The organism is Marinobacter sp. F4218 (assembly GCF_019443085.1).
GTDB lineage: Bacteria > Pseudomonadota > Gammaproteobacteria > Pseudomonadales > Oleiphilaceae > Marinobacter > Marinobacter albus.
The window spans coordinates 328905-344212 of record NZ_JAHZIL010000004.1; the positions used below are offsets into that span (position 1 = coordinate 328905).

Consider the following 15308-nt stretch of genomic DNA (forward strand, 5'->3'; position numbering starts at 1 on the left):
GAACAACCGACTAAACCTGAAAAACGATCCGACAAAAACAACTATTCGGAGAAGCCAATGAGTCAGAATACTCAACCCCACCAGCAGGCCAACAACCTCTGGTCTTCAAAGCTCGCCTTCACTCTGGCGGCCGCTGGTTCTGCCGTAGGGCTCGGCAATATCTGGAAATTCCCCTACATCACCGGCGAAAATGGCGGTGGTGCCTTTGTGCTGATTTACCTGGCGTGCATCTTTCTCATTGGTGTGCCCGTTCTCGTGGCTGAAACCATGATCGGCCGCAAGGGCGGGCAAAGCCCTGTCGCAACCATGCGGACCCTGACCCGGACCGAGGGCACCTCCCGGGGCTGGCAGGCCATCGGCTGGAACGGGGTTATCGCTTCCTTTCTGGTGCTCTCCTTTTACGCAGTGATCGGTGGCTGGGCCCTGGTGTACATCGGCAAGGCCGCACTCGGCCTGTTCACCGGTGCTGATGCAGAGGCCATCGGCGGGCAATTTGGCAACCTGCTGGCCAACCCGTGGGAACTGCTGCTCTGGCACTCCGTGTTCATGGCTATCGTGGTGTTCATCGTCAGCCGCGGTATCCGCTCCGGCCTTGAAAAAGCCGTCAACCTGCTGATGCCCCTGCTGTTCGTGTTGCTGATCGCCATGGTGTTCTACGCCATGACAAGCGGCAGCTTCGGCCAAGCCGTCAGTTTCATGTTCTCACCCGACTTCAGCAAACTCACGACCGCCGGCGTGCTCACCGCCCTTGGCCACGCTGCCTTCACACTCAGTATCGGCATCGGCGTTCTGATGGCCTACGGCTCCTACCTGCCGAAAAGCGTGAATATCGCCAGAACCGCCATGACCATCGCCGTACTGGACACCGGTGTCGCCCTTCTGGCCGGCCTGGCAATCTTCCCGCTGGTGTTTGCCAACAACCTCGAGCCCGGCGCCGGCCCCGGCCTGATCTTCGTTACCCTGCCCCTGGCGTTCGGCCAAATGAGCGGCGGAGCACTCTTTGGCACCGTCTTCTTTGCCTTGCTTCTGGTCGCGGCCATCACGTCCGCCATCTCCATGCTGGAACCGGTGGTGGAATGGCTGGAAGAACACAAAGGCATCAGCCGGGTGAAGAGTGCCATTGGCGGCGGCTTTGCTATCTGGTTTATCGGCATTGGCACGGTATTGTCTTTCAACATCTGGAGCGATGTGCATCCGCTCGGTTTTATCAGCTTCCTCGAAGGCAAGACGGTGTTCGATCTGCTCGATTTCCTCGTATCGAACCTGATGATGCCCCTGGGCGGTCTGGCCATTGCACTGTTTGCCGGCTGGGCCATGAAACGGGAGGGCCTGGCTTCCGACATAGGCCTGAAAGGCGGAAGCTTCAAGGCCTTCATGTTTGTGCTTCGATTCGTAACACCGGCGGGCATCGGCATCGTGTTTCTGTATAACCTGGTCTGATCCGGTTATTGCCTGACATCAAACATAGCGCTCTCTTTTTGGCAAAATCCCCGGATCACTGCCACGCTTAAATCAAGGACAGGATGCAACATCCCAAGCTAGATAAGGAGAAGCGCTATGTATCACAAATTACTCGTGCCGGTAGACTTGGCACACACCGAAAAAATGCCCAAGGCATTGAACACAGCGATTGATATTGCCAAGCATTACGATGCCTCGGTTTGCTATGTCACCGTGACCAACACCGCTCCGGGCGCAGCAGCGCACAACCCCGAGGAACTCGCCGAAAAGCTTGAGGCCTTCGCCGAGGAACAGGGCAAAGCGCATGGAATCCGGGCCACAAGCAAAGTGCTGTCCACTGCAGACACCGCAGTAGAGCTGGATGACAAGCTTCTTGAGGCCATCAGGGACACTGGGGCGGATCTGGTTGTCATGGCATCTCACACGCCTGGCATTGGCGACAAACTGCATATCCTGCATTCCAATGCGGCCAATATCGTCAAGGAAAGCGATATCTCCGTATTTGTCGTGCGCTGAAGCAAGCCTTCGGGTAGGTCCAGGATCAGTGATGCTGATCCTGGCATTTGCAGAGCACGAACCAGAGCAGCAAAACGATCGGTAAGACTGGCTGACTGGCAATAACAATCCAAGCCATTAAACAGGGTTTCTGAGCTTTGGCCACACAGACTGGCCTGATCAGTTTCCCGGAAAGGTTATATCCGTTACGGAAACAACAAAGAACGGGAAATAGTACTCGGTACCAAAAAAGTTGCCGGCTTCCACCCGGGTTGCCAATCGGAATCCGCTGAACTCCTGAAAATCCGTCAGGAAGCCGCCGAAAGGCTGAAGGCGATAAACCTTCTCCGGATTGGCATCACTCCAACGAAAGAAACTGACCTGTAATGGCTGTCCGCTCTCGGCCACCCTGACCTCGACCGCCTGTTCCAAACCGTTCTTGCGGACAACCACCCTCGCCGTGTTTTCATCCACCAGCTCCCAACGGACTCCTGGTCCGGGCAATAATGCCGCCGGGCTCCAGAATACGGCTTCTGCCACATACCGACCGAATGCAGATCGGGCATGATTGAGGTCACCTCCTGAACGCGCGACCGGCAGAAGGCCCATCAACCAGAACCTCGTCCAGCGCTCTGTATCGGAGCCCGATAGGCGCATCAAGCCCCGCCTGGCCGCCATTTTCCAGGCAAACCCGGTCGGCAACGCCAGAACCTCCAGGGCACTCATATCGAGGTAATCCGGCTTATCTTTGCTCCCCATGCCAAACCGGCCCGCCATACCGATGCGAGCAACCGTGTAAAGCGGCGTGCCCGGCGCTATGGTGAAGAGAAAATAGCGGCGCGCGGGTTCCGGCAACCCTTCTATCATGGCAGGCTCGAATTGCTCCGGATGCAACGGTTGTGTTGCTGACAGACGGTCCATGGCGGCCTGATCAGCGCGATGATCCAACTGACGCCAGAGCCAGAGGGCCAACAGCCCGCCAGCAACTACAATCAACAGGATGACAAGAAGAGTTTTCATGTAAGCTATGCTCCGTACCCGTCATTCTCCAGGCCCAGCCCACGCCGGGCCTTGCTCCAGATCAACCAATCCGGTCGGGTCGGCAAACATACGGTGAACCAGAAAGGTTTTATGAAAGTACCGAAGCGATTACAACCCCTTGTCGACGATGGCATGGTGGACGAAGTGCTGTACCAGCTCATGAGCGGCAAGGAAGCACAGGTGTATGTAGTGCGCTGTGGCGACCAGCTGCGATGTGCCAAGGTGTTCAAGGAAGCCCAGAAGCGTAGCTTCAAGCAGGCCGTGGAATACCAGGAAGGCCGAAAAGTACGGAACAGTCGTCGGGCCAGGGCCATGAGCAAGAAGACCCGCTACGGACAGAAAGAGCAGGAGGATGCCTGGCTCAACGCCGAGGTGGACGCCCTGTACCGTCTGCAATCAGCCGGGGTACGGGTTCCCCAGCCCCTGGGCTTTGTCGATGGCGTGCTGCTGATGGAAATGATTGCCGACGCTGACGGCAAAGCAGCGCCGCGACTTGACGATGTCACGCTTGCCCCGGAGGTGGCCCGCCTTTACCACGACCGGGTCATTGCAGAAATCGTTCGCATGCTCGACGCCGGGCTTATCCACGGCGATCTGTCCGAATTCAACGTACTGGTAGATGCCGATGGTCCTGTGATCATTGACCTGCCCCAGGCTGTGAACGCCGCTGGCAACAACAGTGCCCAGCGCATGCTGGAACGGGATGTTGATAACATGCGTCGGCACTTTGGGCAGTACGCGCCGGACCTCCTGGCCACGGATTATGGCAAGGAGATCTGGGCCCTTTACGAGAGCGGGGATCTTCATCCGGACAGCACGCTGACCGGCTGCTTCGAGCACGATACCCACAGCGCCGATGTGGATGATCTGATGGCGGTGATTGATGCAGCCAGACTGGAGGAAATGGAGCGACAGGAACGCGTTCAGATGGAAGACGATGACTGAGATGCTGTCGCGTTACCAGGCCAGCCAGATAACGTGCCGGGCGCCCTTGCCCGGCCGATGGGCGCGCACGGTGACGGGCTCCACTGACAAGCCTGCCCGCTTGAGGCGTTCGGTAAATGCAGGGTCCTGCCCGGCCGACCAGTAGGCCAGTATGCCGTCCGGCCGCAGTGCGGCCTGGGCTGCCGCAATGCCCGCTCTGGTGTAAAGCCAGTCATTTTCCTTCCTCGTGAGCCCCTCCGGACCGTTGTCGATGTCCAGAAGAATGGCGTCATAAGTGGCGGGAGACTCCTTGATCAATTGCACCACATCCCCGATGTGAACCTGCGCCCTCGGGTCTTTCAGCGGAAAACCGGCGGCCCCACCCAAGGGCCCGAGGTTCCAGTCTTTCACCTCCGGCACCAACTCCGCCACGGTCACCTCCGCGGTCTCGCCCAGAGATGCCAGCGCTGCGGCCAGGGTATAACCCATGCCGAGCCCCCCGATCAGGATCCGCGGAGCAGGATGATCCGAAATCCGCTCGCAGGCCAGCGTTGCCAGTGCATCTTCTGACCCGTGAAGACGGCTGTTCATCAGCTCACCGGTACTGCCGGCAATCTTGATTGAGAATTCGTCATTACGCTGCAGCAGACGCAGCTGCGTTCCCTTACCGGGAATGATCGCTGTGCCTAGCAGCTCGAAACGGGCCATACAAACCTCGAATAATGTGGGTCAGTCGCCGGCCAGCAGACCGGCCAGAATTTGCTGTTCACTCGGGCCCGGCAAAACACCGGTCAGCCAGGCCTCAATCACTACGTCTCCATGCTGATTCGAGAGCACCGCTTCCGCTCGAGCCCTGCTCTTCTCATCCACCTCGGTGATTGTGAACACGCAGGTTACGGTGTCACCAAAATACACTGGCCGCCGGAACCGGAAATTCATTCCGGACGCCAGCCAGCCGATCTGACCACCGACTTCCGTGATCATGCCGCCGACGAGCAGGCCGTGACAGATCCGCCCTTGCAGGTTCTTGGCCCTGACAAAACCTTCGTCGTAGTGAATTGGGTTATAGTCGCGGCTGATCTCTCCGAAGGTCACGGTGTCCGCCTCGGTGAAGGTGCGAGTCAGCGTAAAGCAATCACCCGCCTCTAGCCCCTCTATGGTCTTTTTTCGAATGTAAGACATGGTCAGCTTCCCGGTTGCCCGACTCCAGACGCACTTTACAGATACCGGCCACCCGCGCCGACCACAATGACCACCAACCCCAGAATCAGGTTGATGCCGACCAGCCTGCGGATCTGGCCGACCCGTCGACCACCTTCCTGAGGATCCTTCTCGGCCACTGCCTGCTTGAGCCGGCGGAACGGAGCGAAGTACACGTGAAAGAACAGCAGCATCATGATCAACCCCAGCCCCTGCATCGCATGGATATGCCAGCCCGCGCCGGCCATCCCCCCGAAGACGCTGAACACCATCCAATAACCGGTAACCAGCAACAAAATGATGGCCAGCCAGACCCAGCGGAAGAACCGGGACAGGGTGCGACACCAGAGCGTGCCGCGCTGGCTTGCTTCAACCACCTCAATCACCGCCGGGCGCATGGCCATATACGCGAAGAACATGCCCCCTACCCAGACAACCGCAGACAACACGTGCAAGGCAATCGCCAGACTCATCAGCAAACTCCTGTTGATACTACCTGTGTGCCGGGCTGCCCCAGGGACACCCCGCCTTTGCCGGCGCCCAAGACAACCGGCTAACAAAACTCAGAGCGACCTTACCACGGCAACTCGTCTCCATTGCTATGCCAGAACGAGCCGGTGTTTTCGAGGTTGAGGCCCTCTATCCGGGCAGCCAGCCCCTTGGCGGACTCCTCGGGTGTAATCAATCCTCCGAAATTTACCATCCGCGTCTGTACATAACCCGGGTGCAACTGGGCCACGGCAATGCCCTTCTGTTTCAGGTCCATCGCCAACGATTTGCCAAACGCATTGAGCGCCGCTTTCGAGGCCCGGTAACCGTAGCGGCCTCCGGAATCATTGTCGGCAATGGATCCCATACGACTGGTAATGTTGGCGATCTTGCCACCGGACGGGATGTGCGACACCAGGGCCTCGGCAACCCGGAGCGGCGCGTAGGCGTTGACCTCCATTTGAGTGCGGATGGAATCGAAATCAATGGAACCGAGTTTTTCATCCTGCAGCAGGCCGGCGTTGTTGATGAGCAGATCAATTCGCTGACCCTCGAGCGCGCGGGTCAATGTCTGGATGCCAGCATCCGTCGTCACGTCCACACCTTCGACAACCCGGGCCGCGATTTCTGAGAGTTCGCTGGAAGCCTTCCGACAGACACCGATTACGTGACAGCCCGCATCGGCATAATGCCGTGCAAGCTCAAGGCCGATACCGCGATTGGCACCTGTGATAACAACGGTTTGTTTCTCGGACATGGCAGCCTCCTGAAGATCGTTTGGGGTAAGATGGCGGAATACCCATCGAAGTGGAACCCTAAAGAATGTCAGCCCTGCTTGTATTTGCGCTGTTTGCAGTGACCTTCATTGCACTGTCCGTATTCTATCTGTTTTTTTACCAGGACTGGCGCCGGAAACGGCAACTGAAGCAACCATTTCCCGAAGCATGGCGACAAGAACTGGAAACTTCGGTACCGCTCTACCGTAAGTTGTCTTCAGGTCTCAAAAAACGCCTGGAACAGCACGTTCAACTGTTTCTGGCCGAGAAGGCATTCTATGGCTGTGATGGCTTCGAGGTGGATGATCGGGTGCGAATCACCGTTGCCGGGCACGCCTGCCTGCTGATCCTCGCCCGGCCGTTCGGCGAATACGATGAAGTGCGGAGCATACTGGTGTATCCGGATGTGTACAGGGTTCAGGCTCCGGAACGGGACGGCATGGTGGTGAGTGTAAACGAACAGATCCGTGCCGGTGAAGCGTCTTCACGGGGCCAGGTCGTGCTGGCATGGTCCGAGTGTGAGGAAGGGGCCAGGACCCCGAATGGTCCGCACAATGTCATCCTTCATGAGTTTGCCCATCAGCTCGACTACCTTGATGGCACCGCCGACGGCGCTCCGCCACTCAGCGGCAAACAGGCTGAGGAGTGGCAACACACCATGACCAAGGCTTACGAGGACCTCCGGCACTCACTCAGGCATCACCACCAGGGCTGGCTGGATCCCTACGGAGCGACCCAACCTGCGGAGTTTTTTGCGGTACTGACGGAAGCCTTCTACCAGCAACCCCACCATCTGAAAGATACACAACCGGCTGTATATGAGGTACTTTGCGACTATTACCGGGTGGATCCCATACAACTGAACCTGTCCTGAACCATGACATAACCCGGGTTTGCATATAGTCTATGAAGACAGTTTTAAACGGACGTAAAACCAAGTGCTTCGGTTTTGGACCTTACTACTCCTTTTGTCCCTTCTGACTCTGCAGGTCTTCGCGACTGGCGCTTTCGGTGCGTCTTCCGACGAAGAACAGACAGTGCCCCGGCTGGATGCCCGGATGGGGTACCATGGTGCAATCGCGCACCGGATGGCGTTTATCGAAGAACAGGGTGAGGAACTCTCTGTTGGCGACATCCAGTTCCTGATAGGGGAAACGCCCGAAGGCGTGCAGCGTACCGATGACCGCGTTATGGCCAACGGTATTGATTCCGGTGCGGTCTGGCTGGTTGCAGATGTGATTAATCCGACCAGAGACACCATTACCAGACGCATGTCAGTACGGATTGGCTGGCTTGACCGGGTCGACTTCTACTTCATGCCGGCGGGCGAGCCACCCGAGCGTTTTATCAGCGGCGATAGCATTCCCGTCCACAATCGCTCATTTGCCACGCGGGTCCCAACTGCAGAATACGCATTCCCCTCGGGCATGACGCGCCTGTTTTTGCGCGTTGAAACAGCAGATCCCGTCGTCATCCCCTTCTATTTTTCCAGTCTCAAGGCCGGGCACGATCAGGAACAGTTCGACGCTGCTTTCTACAGCTTCGTCTATGGCGTCATGTTTGCTCTCGCGGCCTACAACCTGATGCTCTTCACCGGGCTCCGGCGTAAGCGGTACCTGTTCTATACCATTTACATGGTCTCCTTCATCCTCATGACTGCCTCCTATAGCGGCATTGGCATGGTGTTGATCTGGCCGTCTGCCGTGGTCTGGCAGCAGTGGGCGCCGCCCCTGTTAATGTTGGTTTTTGCCTTCTCCGGCATTACCTTTGCCACCAGCTTCCTGGAGGTGAAACTCCGGCGACGCAAACTGTTCCGGGCCATCCAGGTACTCTGTGCGGTTTATTTCGCGCTGTTTGCAGCCTGCTATTACATCGGCGAACGGGGGTGGGCCCTGACTCTCGCTTTCGCTTTGGTACCGGTCTTCACAGGCTTGATGCTTTACCTGGGCGTATCCAGCTGGATGAGCGGCATGAAATCCGCGCGCTACTACCTGTTTGGCACACTCGCCTCCGCGATTGGCGCGTCTATTACGGCACTGACCGTCTATGGCATCCTGCCGTACAGTCAGATTGGTTTTTATGCCGTGGACATAGGCATGGTGCTGGATGCCATGCTTCTGGCACTGGCATTGGCGGATCTGGTCAAGAGAACCCAGCAAGCGCGGATCGCGGCTGAACGCAAAGCCCAGGTGGATCATCTTACGGGCCTGGAAAACCGACGGGGCTTCCTGCCTGTCGCGGAATCGCTCTGGAACCTGGTAAAACGCAACAATCGCGATATCTGCGTGGCCATGATCGATATCGACCACTTCAAGATGATTAATGATCAGTACGGCCATGCCACCGGGGACCGGATACTGCGCAAAATCGCCAAGGTGCTCGACAGTTCCCGGCGCCAGGGGGATCTCCTGGCCCGCTGGGGCGGTGAAGAGTTCGTTCTGCTGTTACCGGAAACCGATCTTCCGGAGGCCTGCAACGTTGCCGAGCGCTTGCGCCAGAATGTCGAAGCGCTCACCATCCGCGAAGGCGCGGACATCCTTCAGTGCACCATCAGCGTTGGCGTCGCCAATCGCGATTCGGAAGAAGTAAGCCTGGATAAGACCATAGTGATGGCTGACCAGGCGCTCTACCAGGCCAAGCTCGAAGGTCGCAACCTTGTCTGTGCTGGCAATGCCTCGGATGCCTCCGCCCGGGCAGTACCTGTCTGAATTTGGACCAGCAATCAACGAGGCCGTATCAAAAACCAGCTGATCAGGACCAGGCCTCCAAACAGGGAATAGCTGAGAATAAACACCCACTCAGGAGCACTGTAATAGAGAATGGCGTGCAGCCAGTGCTGGATGAACGACCCCTCGTATACGGCATCGCCCGCCTTGTTCCGGAGCGCCATTTCCCAGGTGGTTAACGGACAGATTACTCCGACCCAGGATTGCAAGACGACAACAGCAATCGCAATCAGGTGAGACACCCTGAACCAGATGTTGCGCACCCACTCCCAATTCAGAAAATGACCGAGGTAGATAGCCAGCAGACCCAGAACCACAAATGCTACGAATACCACGTGCAACACAAGCAGCGAGTCTGCCAGAACTACGTATACCGAACCTGAGAACATGGAATTCACCGGGCACTATGCCAGCGCCCGGCATGGGGCTGACTCAGCAATACGCAATGAACATAAAATCAGTTTCTGCCGCTGCAAGCTGGTTTGTCCAGGCCGATACTCTGAACGAGTTGGCGCCAACGTTCTCGACAACTACGCTGACCCCCGGCGTCATTGACGTAGCAACAACCTGCATATCGAGCTCAGGATTGTTCAGGTTGAGATTATGAGTAATTTCATAGATTTCAGTCTGCTGCTGTTTGGAGACCGTCCAACTGGGCAGGCCGGCCAGAGGGGCCGGGCCTGAGAATCCCTCACCCGCCCCAACTTTTGCTGAATAGATTTCTGATGCAGGCATTTAAAAACTCCTTTTTAGTTTCCAGTTCAACGCTGTTTTCGGATAGCCCCGAAAACAAACATCACCAGATGCTTCCCTATATACATCATGACTAAATATAAAATACAAAGCGCATCTATCTTATGATCTCAATAAAACCAATCTTTTCCAGCGTAGCCTCGATAGAGCCTTCCGGCGAATAATAGTTTGGTGGATCCGGCAAGACGCTGCATTAATCCTTACCGGCCACCCACTTTTCAGCCGCCTCAAGGTCATTCACAGGAAAGTGCTTGATGTCCGCAGACAAAAAATGTGATGCGAGATGCTCCCCAAGGTCGCCAAAGGCCGAGTCCGTCACCAGTGCAACTTTCCTGATGAATTTGTGATGATCCCTTACGAAGCGAAAATGCGTGACCATTGCCCCGATGCTTTTCCAGCCCGGGAAGGTAGGACTACTGATGATAAGGCCCTCAAGTGCTCCGGTTTCTTCAATAAAGGGATCCGCCGTTTCCGCTAGCTGACGGAAATCGTCTTTTTCCAAAGACGACGTGGGACGGACATAGAGAATGGAATGGGCGGTATCCAGAGTGTGTTCGATCATGCTTTTACCCTCCATGGCTGAGGCGAACTTGATACCAGGAATCGAGCTTTGAGGTTCGCTTCAGTGTTGCGCTGCTTCCTGCCGCATACAGAACTTGGGATGCTCGAACAATTCCCAAAGTATAGATCAGACTGGATTTGTACCTTGCTTATTTTCAATCGCAAAAACCATGCGGCCCGCAACCGGATCAAAACCTCCTCTACCGGAGAGTTTTCCCCGCTTTCAGCGCGCGGAGGGCAGGTTTCCTCCCAGCATGTTTTCAACCACTGCAGCGTTATAGAATGCTTCGACCGTGTGGATTTTTTCGTTGCGCACGCGAAACCAGACTGCAAGCCGCACATCCCCAATCGGCTCAAAGTGGGTCCGGTAATCCAGGATCGCGAAAACATGCTCGCCGTCAGCACTCAGCTGCCGGAGAACCAGGTCTTTCTGAATGGCAACCATACCGAATTGGTAGGCCAGCATGTCATCGCGGCTGAGGAAGCGCATGTTTGGCCCGACGTATTCAAACTCTTCTGCAGCCAGCAAGGTCTTTGCCTCATCCAGCCTTTGGGCGTGGATGTCCGAGATGAACTGCGCCACGATGTCTTTTGGTTGCATGGATAGACTCCATTTCTAAGACCGGGACGATTGGAATGCCTGCATCCGCGCAGATGCCCTAAACAGTTTTACTCCCACTTTATCTTGATAACAAACAATGGCCCCGGACCGTTTAGGTAGCAGGGCACTCCCCACCCAAAGTGTTTGATGAGACCTCGACGGCTTCAGTTGCAGGCGGGAATGTTTTCTTGAAGGTGAACGCATCGTTTGTGGGCCCAGACTTCCTCAATCTCTGCAACTTTTCGGATGCCTCTTCCAGGGAGGGGATATGTCCGGCTGGCACCCACCAAAGCACCATGTGGGACTCAGCCAATTTGTGAAACCACTCCTTTTTGCGGCGCATGATCTCGACGTGAACAGACCGGTAAACGTAATCGTGCAACGCTTCGACCGACTCCCAGACCGAAAGGTTCACAATCTGGTCCGAGCCAAAATAATCAATGCCCGTGGCATCACCGTCTTCCGTTTGTAGCCGCCAGACAAAGCCTGGAGAGTCATCCGCCAAGGCATTGATCCTATCCAGATTCGCGACAAAATCTGCAAGCTGAGGGGAGTCTATCGGCGCCTTCAGCTTTGCCACATTGAGTTGCGCAATATGATACTGAGTCACGGTTTTCCTCCTGAAATCACTAACCGCCAGTCACAGCCGCTTTTCAGAAACTATTCAGCAGCCTTCGGCGATCGTCCCACTCTTTATCCTGGTAGAAGTTTATTTCAATAAGGTAGATACGGTGGCTATGTTGTTGGCATAGCGCTCGAACCCGGGAGTTCGTAGGGATCCAAGATGTATTTCAGAAAACAGATCACCACCTGAACTCCCTTTCGATCGTGGTTTAATCGTGGGTTCAGCGAACCCACTGAGTAGTGCTTGAGAACCTGCCACTACGGCTGAAACACTGAAGTCAGAACGCGTTGTTCCATTGTTCAGTATCGATAAACCATCGCTCCTCGTAAATTTTGTTGCCTTCAAATCGGAAAAGCACCGCTAGCTGGGAGCCGGTAATCTTTGATGATTTCCAATCAACGATCGAGACGACCTCAGCATCACCCTCTATGTTACGCAGTCCGGTAATCTCGAACCCTGGCGGAAGAATTTGCCCAAGACCATTGAGAGCCTCTCGGAAAGGCCCTCGACCTTCAAGTACATCCGTCTGCCCGGGCATAACGAATATCATCTCTTCCGAGTAATCGGCCACCACCCTGTCAAAATCTCCGGCGCCAACCGCATCCCATCCGCCTTGAACAATGTTTGCCAGATTCATGATCGCCCCCCCCTCTTTTGATGACTTATCACTTCTCATACCAGATTGACCGGAAGGCTCTGTGAAGGGTCTCCTGTAAACTGGAATTATAGTCGTCAAACAGGCGTGCTCCATAACATTGGGCAAACCTGCCGCGCTCTGGCAGTCTCGTCATTCCATCTGATGCCCAGAATGGTCCATTTCTTTTTTCATTACGCCGTAATCCAACGGCTCAACAGTGAGCTCGACCTGCACGGTTTCCGCTCCCCTGAACTTCAGTGTGAGAGGTATGCGTTCGCCTTCGTGCAAGGGTTCCGGCAGTTTCTCCAGCATCAGGTGATAACTGTGGGGTTTCAGCTCAACGGTTTCACCCGCGGGGATGACAAGACCCTGCTTCAGGGGCTTCATACTCATTACACCGTCACTCATGCTGGACTCGTGAATCGAGACGTGCCCTGCCCTTGGGGTTTGCGCTCCGATCAGGGTGATCGGCGCCTCGCCAATGTTGGTGATGGTCAGGTAGCCAACGCCGGTGGGGGTGCCCGGCGGGGTTGGGCGACTCCAGGGGTGGTCGATTTTCAGGTTGTCCTGAGTGTAGTCGTGGGCACTGGCCAGTGCAGGAATGATGGAAAGCAGCAAGGCAGCAACAAGGGATTTCACTTTCACGGTGCTTGGGTCCTTCGGGCAATTGATTGTGTGTTTGAGCTTACCCGAGGGCCATGACGGAACAAGGGTTTTTCTGCGACGAATCGTCGCACAAGGTCATTCGACGGAAGCGGTGAGCAGTTCCCGGACGTCGCCAATCGGTACGGGACGGCCGAAAAAGAATCCCTGAAAACGCTGGCAGCCGATGGCAATCAGGGTGTCGGCCTGCTCCTGGCTTTCAACGCCCTCGGCGACCAACTCCAGTTCGTGATTGCGGGCAATGGCGACGATGCTCTCCACCATTTTGCGGGCCTGTTTGTCTTCATTGATGCTGTCCACAAAGGTCTTGTCGACCTTCAACTCATCGATGGGCAATGAGCGCAGCAGACTCAGGGAAGAGTATCCCGTTCCGAAATCGTCCATGGACAGCCGGATTCCGGAATCCCGCAACTGATTCAAAACCGGCAGGATGGTGCTCTGGCGGGACATGAACATGGTTTCGGTGATTTCGAGGGTCAGCTCGTTTGGGGCCATGTGATTTTGGCGAAGCTTTTCGAGCACCGTTTCTGCAAACCCGGGCTGCATGAACTGCAGCACTGAAATATTGACGGAAAGCTCCAGTGGAAATGCCTTCTGCCGCGGCAACGTGCTGAAATCCTCAAGGCTACGATCCAGTACGTAGTTGCCAAGCTGAACCATCAGGCCCGAGGCCTCGGCGACAGACACAAATTCGTTCGGCGGTACATACCCCAGTTCGTCGTCATACCAGCGTGCCAGCGCCTCCATGCCGACCACCCGCCCCTTGGCATCAACCTGAGCCTGGTAGGCCATGGTAATCAGATGGGGTTCGAGCGCCCCTCTCAGGCGTTGTTCAATGTGAACCCGCCGCAGGTACCGGGTTTCGATGTCACTCTGGAACAGGCACACGTCGTTTCGGTTCTTCTTGGCCTTGTGGAGTGCAAGGTGAGCGCTGCGCACAATGCTGCTGAACGAATCGCCATTGGCTGGAAAAATCGCGGCACCGATGCTGGCGCCAATCTGCATGTTGAGCGCTCCACTGAGTACGCAGCTGCCGGTTTCGGTCAACAGGCTCTGGCAGTACTCGTAAACCTGTTGTTCGTCCGACACTCCCGCAACCACCGCAAATTCGTCACCACCAAGACTGGCCACCACGGAATCTTCGCCGGCGGCCTGGCGCAGGCAACGGGACCAGTCAGCCAGCACCCGGTCACCAAAATCCTGACCAAACCGATCGTTGATGCCGCGGAAGTTATCAATGTCCACGAGCGCGATGCAAAAGGGGCGCCGGGCATCAATCCGCGCGTGGATCTCATCGATGAGCCCTACCCGGTTCATCAGTCCGGTCAGGTCATCATGCCTGGATTGATGAAAGAGCTGGTCCCGCCGTTTCTTTTCAACGCGATCAATCAGACTGAACAGGTAATAGAGAAGGGCCGATATAACCACAAACAAACCAACGAAAATCGCCAGCTGCCGGAAGAACTCCCGGAGAACGCCGGCCATGTCGGATTCCGAGATAACCCAGAGTTCAAATCGTGAATCATAGACCGCCGCTCCCAGATAGGTACCGCTGTCCCGTTCGGAGTAATAGATGACGATATCCGCGTCTCTCTTGATGGCCTCGATACTCTTGCCGGACTCCCGCTCAAGGCGCTCGGTATCCGCCCGGATCTGATCGTCCGGGCGGCGAACCGTGGAGTAGACTTCAGGCCCGACGTCCTCCCGCGACAGAAACTGTAAGTAGCCATCCCGTTCACGAAACAGCATGAGGCTTTCGTCGTCTTCGTTGGGCCGATCACTGCTGAAAATACCATGCTCACCCTCAATCCGTATCCCGGCCGTCATTACCGCCAGCACTTCACCGGCGTCATTACGCAAGGCTTTGCGAACGGGAATGATCCACTCACCAAGAGGTTCGAAGAAATAGGTGCGCCCCAGAATCATCTTCTCTTCCATCAGCGCCTGCTGGAAACTCGGGCGCGTTCGTTCCGATTCCAACAGGTTGGGTAGCCGGTCCATATTGATGTTGGAGCTGAGCGCAATCAGTTGGCCATTGGGTCGGGCCAGGCCCAGGCCGGCCAGCGAAGGACTGGATTTCATGGCGCTGTCCAGCAGTGGCAAAGCCTGCGGTTCCACCGGGAACCTATTCCGACGCAACAGTTCCCGGCCGACCACATCCAGTACCAGTTCCTGCGTGCCAAGGATGTTGGCGACCGATTGGGCAAAGAACTCCACACGGGATTCGTGGTGACGTTCGTATCGGTCAATCGTGGTATTCCAGGAGGATGAAACAAGAGCAATGAGCAGCACGAGGCCGCCGGCATAAACCAGCCAGAAGAGCGTCCAGATGTTACGCTTGAGTGTGGTCAAAGTA

General features: G+C 56.1%; 18 protein-coding genes. 5 read left to right on the plus strand and 13 right to left on the minus strand.

Annotated elements, in window-relative coordinates:
* The first annotated feature begins 57 nt into the window (after positions 1-57).
* Complete coding sequence (locus tag K0B93_RS16815) at positions 58-1440, plus strand: sodium-dependent transporter (protein ID WP_219868417.1); 1383 nt, start codon at positions 58-60, stop codon at positions 1438-1440.
* Between the two features lie 117 nt (positions 1441-1557).
* Entirely contained in the window at positions 1558-1977 is a 420-nt protein-coding gene (locus K0B93_RS16820; protein ID WP_219477554.1) for a universal stress protein, read from the plus strand.
* 159 nt (positions 1978-2136) lie between these two features.
* Here K0B93_RS16820 and K0B93_RS16825 read toward each other — a convergent pair whose 3' ends face one another.
* Entirely contained in the window at positions 2137-2976 is an 840-nt protein-coding gene (locus tag K0B93_RS16825; protein WP_219868418.1) for a DUF6544 family protein, read from the minus strand.
* Positions 2977-3087: 111 nt separating this feature from the next.
* On the opposite strand from K0B93_RS16825, the gene K0B93_RS16830 reads away from it, so the two are divergent.
* On the plus strand, positions 3088-3942 hold the full coding sequence (locus tag K0B93_RS16830) for a PA4780 family RIO1-like protein kinase (protein WP_219868419.1): 855 nt from the start codon (positions 3088-3090) through the stop codon (positions 3940-3942).
* A 12-nt stretch (positions 3943-3954) separates the two neighbouring features.
* On the opposite strand, the gene K0B93_RS16835 is transcribed toward K0B93_RS16830, so the two are convergent.
* From K0B93_RS16835 to K0B93_RS16850, 4 genes are all read right to left on the minus strand, one after another.
* Positions 3955-4629 carry a spermidine synthase gene (locus tag K0B93_RS16835; RefSeq protein WP_219868420.1) on the minus strand — a complete coding sequence of 225 codons (675 nt, stop codon included), beginning with the start codon at positions 4627-4629 and terminating at the stop codon, positions 3955-3957.
* A gap of 21 nt (positions 4630-4650) precedes the next feature.
* The gene (locus K0B93_RS16840; RefSeq protein WP_219868421.1) at positions 4651-5103 is read right to left on the minus strand and encodes a MaoC family dehydratase; all 453 of its coding nucleotides are present in this window, start codon (positions 5101-5103) and stop codon (positions 4651-4653) included.
* A gap of 35 nt (positions 5104-5138) precedes the next feature.
* Positions 5139-5594 carry a CopD family protein gene (locus tag K0B93_RS16845; protein WP_219868422.1) on the minus strand — a complete coding sequence of 152 codons (456 nt, stop codon included), beginning with the start codon at positions 5592-5594 and terminating at the stop codon, positions 5139-5141.
* Positions 5595-5695: 101 nt separating this feature from the next.
* Positions 5696-6367, minus strand: coding sequence for an SDR family oxidoreductase (locus K0B93_RS16850; protein WP_219868423.1), 672 nt, complete (start codon positions 6365-6367; stop codon positions 5696-5698).
* Positions 6368-6432: 65 nt separating this feature from the next.
* Between K0B93_RS16850 and K0B93_RS16855 the strand changes: the two genes are divergently transcribed.
* Together K0B93_RS16855 and K0B93_RS16860 are read left to right on the plus strand one after the other, a co-directional pair.
* The gene (locus K0B93_RS16855) at positions 6433-7260 is read left to right on the plus strand and encodes a zinc-dependent peptidase (RefSeq protein WP_219868424.1); all 828 of its coding nucleotides are present in this window, start codon (positions 6433-6435) and stop codon (positions 7258-7260) included.
* Positions 7261-7354: 94 nt separating this feature from the next.
* On the plus strand, positions 7355-9094 hold the full coding sequence (locus tag K0B93_RS16860) for a diguanylate cyclase (RefSeq protein WP_228743573.1): 1740 nt from the start codon (positions 7355-7357) through the stop codon (positions 9092-9094).
* Positions 9095-9108: 14 nt separating this feature from the next.
* Here the strand turns inward: K0B93_RS16860 and K0B93_RS16865 are convergent, their stop codons facing one another.
* The 8 genes from K0B93_RS16865 to K0B93_RS16900 all read right to left on the minus strand — a co-directional run bounded on the left by K0B93_RS16865 (position 9109) and on the right by K0B93_RS16900 (position 15304).
* A complete protein-coding gene (locus K0B93_RS16865; protein WP_219868426.1) occupies positions 9109-9501 on the minus strand; it encodes a DUF2784 domain-containing protein in 393 nt (130 codons plus the stop codon).
* A gap of 43 nt (positions 9502-9544) precedes the next feature.
* On the minus strand, positions 9545-9847 hold the full coding sequence (locus K0B93_RS16870) for a hypothetical protein (RefSeq protein ID WP_219868427.1): 303 nt from the start codon (positions 9845-9847) through the stop codon (positions 9545-9547).
* Positions 9848-10058: 211 nt separating this feature from the next.
* A complete protein-coding gene (locus K0B93_RS16875) occupies positions 10059-10427 on the minus strand; it encodes an STAS/SEC14 domain-containing protein (protein WP_219868428.1) in 369 nt (122 codons plus the stop codon).
* Positions 10428-10649: 222 nt separating this feature from the next.
* Complete coding sequence (locus K0B93_RS16880) at positions 10650-11027, minus strand: nuclear transport factor 2 family protein (RefSeq protein ID WP_219868429.1); 378 nt, start codon at positions 11025-11027, stop codon at positions 10650-10652.
* A 112-nt stretch (positions 11028-11139) separates the two neighbouring features.
* Positions 11140-11637 carry a DUF3291 domain-containing protein gene (locus K0B93_RS16885; RefSeq protein WP_219868430.1) on the minus strand — a complete coding sequence of 166 codons (498 nt, stop codon included), beginning with the start codon at positions 11635-11637 and terminating at the stop codon, positions 11140-11142.
* A 292-nt stretch (positions 11638-11929) separates the two neighbouring features.
* Positions 11930-12289 (minus strand): nuclear transport factor 2 family protein, encoded by a 360-nt coding sequence (locus K0B93_RS16890; RefSeq protein WP_219868431.1) that lies wholly within the window; start codon positions 12287-12289, stop codon positions 11930-11932.
* Positions 12290-12439: 150 nt separating this feature from the next.
* Complete coding sequence (locus K0B93_RS16895; RefSeq protein WP_219868432.1) at positions 12440-12934, minus strand: copper chaperone PCu(A)C; 495 nt, start codon at positions 12932-12934, stop codon at positions 12440-12442.
* A gap of 96 nt (positions 12935-13030) precedes the next feature.
* Positions 13031-15304: a putative bifunctional diguanylate cyclase/phosphodiesterase gene (locus K0B93_RS16900; protein ID WP_219868433.1), complete on the minus strand. Its 2274-nt coding sequence runs from the start codon at positions 15302-15304 to the stop codon at positions 13031-13033.
* Between the last annotated feature and the right edge of the window lie 4 nt (positions 15305-15308).